This is a genomic window from Hoeflea sp., assembly GCF_984452065.1.
Genome location: NZ_CFHWAF010000122.1, coordinates 11,044 through 13,682, shown reverse-complemented (window position 1 = coordinate 13,682; position 2,639 = coordinate 11,044). Strand labels below are relative to the sequence as shown.

2 protein-coding genes are annotated in these 2,639 nt (G+C 60.0%); both read right to left on the bottom strand.

The window, feature by feature from the left end:
- Positions 1–442: 442 nt before the first annotated feature.
- The gene (locus tag AC5E6N_RS18965) at positions 443–1,801 is read right to left on the bottom strand and encodes an amidase family protein (RefSeq protein ID WP_491749284.1); all 1,359 of its coding nucleotides are present in this window, start codon (positions 1,799–1,801) and stop codon (positions 443–445) included.
- A 45-nt stretch (positions 1,802–1,846) separates the two neighbouring features.
- On the bottom strand, positions 1,847–2,639 hold a 793-nt coding region (locus tag AC5E6N_RS18960), incomplete at its 5' end, for a TRAP transporter large permease (RefSeq protein ID WP_491749283.1).

The window sequence follows — 2,639 nt, the reverse complement described above, 5'->3', positions numbered from 1 at the left end:
ACCGCCCTCGTTACGGAACGCCTTATAAAACCCAACAACAAAAACAGTCAACAGCTATCTCTCAAAAAAAGAAGTTTTTTTGAAAGCTGCTGAGCGGCCGGAAAACAACCGTGTATTTTCCGTTAACAAGTCGGGAGAATTCAGACGCCCACGCCTTAACCATATAGGTATGCTTCAGCGCCGTTTCAAAGCGCCCTTGCGCGACGTTTTCGCACAGCACCGGCCGGTTTTGTGCAAAACACTTCTTGTCGGATATTGTGGCCAAAACCACAGTTTGACGCCGCAAAGGGGTCTAAAACCCCATCCTGCGACAGCGGCATCGAAAACCGGCAATATCCGCGCGCCTGGATGACCAGGGATTTGATGTCCGCTGTCGTATTCCTGATCGGATTAAAGCTGATCGACATCGCCGGGCTTCGCGAGATTTACCGGCCCGGTAGTTTCACGCCCGCGCCAAGGTCTCGATCGCCCCGGCGGCCGCAAGAACCTCATCGTCCCGGCCGAAGGGCGCCGAGAGCAGTGCGCCGACGGCAAGCCCGCTCCTGTCGAAGCCGATCGGAAGGCTCACGCCGGGCGTGCCCAGATAGTTGCCGAGCATGGTATTGCGCAGCACCTGGAGGTTGGTTTTGACAAAATAGGCGTCATCGGCTTCCAGCGCGCCGATGGCGGGCGCCGTCATGGCGACGGTCGGAAAAAGCAGGAACGCGTCCTTAAGAATATCGGCCGTCGCGTCCTGAAGCCGGCGCCGTTCCCATTGAAGGCGGATATAGTCCTGAGCCGTGAACCGTCTGGCCGTCTCCATGCGCTCGCGCACCCGGCTGTCCATCAGGCAAGCCTCGTCACTTTCGAGCAGTTCCCTGTGCAGGGTCGCAGCCTCCGCAACCGTCAGCGTGCCATGCACGGCAAAAAGACGAGATACCTCGTCGAAGATCGGAAAGGGTGCGCGGCGCACCGCGACCTTCATCTGTTTCAGACGGTCCACAAACGCCTCAAAGCAGGCCAGCACATCCTCCTGCAGCCCGTCAAAGACCACACTCTCCGGGACCACGATCTCGACACCGGCCGCTTGCGGGGCTTTCGGTTCGACGACGTCAAGGCCGCGCATCAGCCGGTCCATGACAATCAGATCGTCGACGCCATGGGCGAAGGCTCCAAGCGAATCCAGACTGTCCGACAGGGCGAAAACACCGGTTTTATCATATCTGTTCTGACTGGACTTGAAGCCGGCAACGCCGCAGAAACTTGACGGCACCCGAACCGAACCGGCCGTATCGGTTCCGACCGCGATCGGGGCAAGGCCGGCCGCCACCGCAACGGCCGAACCGGAAGATGATCCTCCCGGGGCACGCGGCTCGTCGCTCGAGAGCGGATTTACGGGTGTGCCGTAGTGCGGGTTGAGACCGAGGCCCGAATAGGCAAACTCCGTGAGGTTTGTTTTGCCGAGCGAGATCAACCCCTGGCCGACGCATGTGGCGACGACGGCCGCATCCTCCTTTGCGATCGCGTCGGCATAGATTGTCGACCCGGCGGTTGTCGCGACGCCCCGAATGTCGAACAGATCTTTCCACGCGACGGGAACCCCGTCCCAGGCGCTGAGCGCGGACCCGTCCGCCCGCCGCGCATCGCTGGCGTCGGCGGCCTTGAGCGCCTCTTTCGCTGTAACCGTAATAAAGACGGATGGATCCCCATGGCGTTCGATCCGCTCCAGATAGGACCGCACCAGTTCCACCGCGGTGAAGTCATGGCTCGCCAGATGGCCGGCGATCTGTCCTGCTGATTTACCGTCCAGTTCGTCAAGCACGTCCGGCTTCCCCAATGAAGGCTGTGAAGATTGCCACGTCCGTTGTCAGACAAAGAACAGGATGACCGACGGGAACAGAATGATGAGCACGAGGACCGTTATATAGGCGCCGATATAGGGCAAGGCGCTTTTCGATATGTCCTCGATACGCGAGTTGGAAAGGCCCGCCGCGATAAAGAGGTTCAGACCGACCGGCGGCGTGAAGTTGCCGACCGCCAGCGCAACCACGGTAAAGACGCCAAAGTAGATCGGATCGATGCCGACGGACGCGATCAGCGCGCCAAGGGTCGGGACAAGCAGGACAAGGGCCGCGACATTGTCAAGGAATGTCCCCGCGACCAGAAGCAGGGCAAGGATCAGGAACATGATCAGCGTCGGCTCGCTGCTGATGTCGAGGATCTGCACTGCGACCGCCTGCGGGATCTGCTCCGCTGTTATAATGAAGGAAAACGCGTTGGCGGTTCCCATCAGATACATGACGATGGCGGAACTGATGGCCGTGTTGACGAAGATCGGACCAAGCGACTTGAAGCTGATGGACCTGTAGATAAAGAGCCCGACGATCAGACCGTAGAGGCAGGCCACGGCGGCGGACTCGGTCGGCGTGAAAATGCCGCCATAGATACCGCCGAGAATGATGATCGGCATGATGAGCGCGAGCGTGCTTTCGGCCACGGTCTTCAGCGCACCCCTGGTTTCGGGCTCCGGCTCCTGCTCCACATTGTGTCTGCGCGCCCAAAAATAGTTGACGAGTCCCAGCGCCACGGCAATGGCAACACCCGGCACAATGCCGGCGATGAACAGGCTGCCGATCGACACGTCCGCGATCGTCCCGTAG